The sequence below is a fragment of the Psychrobacter proteolyticus genome, assembly GCF_038155145.1.
Classification (GTDB): Bacteria; Pseudomonadota; Gammaproteobacteria; order Pseudomonadales; family Moraxellaceae; genus Psychrobacter; species Psychrobacter proteolyticus_B.
The window spans coordinates 1-206 of record NZ_JBAKAY010000274.1; the positions used below are offsets into that span (position 1 = coordinate 1).

Annotated in this window: 1 pseudogene; it reads right to left on the reverse strand. The window is 43.7% G+C overall.

Annotated elements, in window-relative coordinates:
- Positions 1-206, reverse strand: a pseudogene (locus V6252_RS13815) (gamma-glutamylputrescine oxidoreductase); the annotation flags it as partial.

Below are 206 nucleotides of genomic sequence, written 5' to 3' on the forward strand. Positions count from 1 at the left end.
TCAAGCACAACGTCTTCATGATCTGTTTCGACAAGATGTATGGCAGTTGATAAGCCGCTATAACCACAACCGACCACGCAGATTTCTACTTGAATATCGTTTTTAAGCGTTGTTCTGTCAGGCTTAGGGTTGCGGCTGGCTGCATAATAGATATCAGTGTATTGACCCTTATCTGAGTAATGCGGGATATTGCGCGTGTTGTTAGA